Source organism: Sutterella massiliensis, from assembly GCF_016899755.1.
Taxonomy (GTDB): Bacteria; Pseudomonadota; Gammaproteobacteria; order Burkholderiales; family Burkholderiaceae_F; genus Sutterella; species Sutterella massiliensis.
On the sequence record NZ_JACJJC010000146.1, the window covers coordinates 1 to 905 of the forward strand.

At 54.9% G+C, this 905-nt stretch carries 1 protein-coding gene; it reads right to left on the bottom strand.

The window, feature by feature from the left end; all coding sequences use genetic code 11:
* Nucleotides 1–905 (bottom strand): conjugal transfer protein TraG N-terminal domain-containing protein (locus tag H6A60_RS11840; RefSeq protein ID WP_205104877.1); only part of this gene is annotated, 905 nt, incomplete at both ends.

Below are 905 nucleotides of genomic sequence, written 5' to 3' on the forward strand. Positions count from 1 at the left end.
GTGCCGTACGTCTGTGCAAGGCGAGCAAATTCCTGGTTGCCCGTGACTTTTGAAAGTGCCGCGGCCACCTGACGAATCTGCTGATCGGACGACGTTTTGACGAAGTTTTGAGCGAGCGCCTCGGAATTCGTCTGCAAATTCGTTTTGGCTGCGGACACGTTGTCGGACAAGCCGCGCTGGATGTCGATCGTCGGCACGACAGACCCGGTAGCGGAAGTGCCGCCGACGGTCGATGAGGTTGCTTTCGGCATCATCGAGAGAACTTCTGCCGGTTTCACCATGTCGGGAGAACCGATCTTTTCATTGAGGTGATCGGCACCGCCCATACGGCTCGTGAGCGACGTGAATGCGTACGTGGACCCCGTAACGAGGAAGAGCGCAATCATGGGCGTCGCAGCCGCGAGCATGCCGCCCGTAGCGATCCAGTTCTGAAGAATCTGACTGCCGTTGTTGATCGAGTAAAAACTCAACGGCGTGGTGACGATCGAAGAAAACTCGCCCCTGGCACCCATCAGAGTGAACAAATTCACAACGGAAAGTACGGGCATCCAAAGCTGAATCCAAACGACCACTTGGAAATATTTGGTGATCATCGTCATGCCGAAAGCGCCCATGACAAGAAGGAAGGCCAGAATCGGTGTGATCGCGTAGATAAAGCCTTCAAAGAAGGTCATGAGCGGTCGAATCGTCGTCATGAACAAACTCTGTTCTGCCGCCCATTGCGTGTTTCTCTGCTCGATCGCCTGATTGAGCATCACCGCCGTCGCATAGTCCCCCATGTCGTTGTAAAAACCCTGGGCCGAACGCTTGTAAATCGGTTCGAGAAGCGCAAGGCTCACGTAGTCGCGAGCGGCAACCTGACTCGCTCCGAGTGCTTCAAGCGAATCCGTGATCTTGTCGTATGA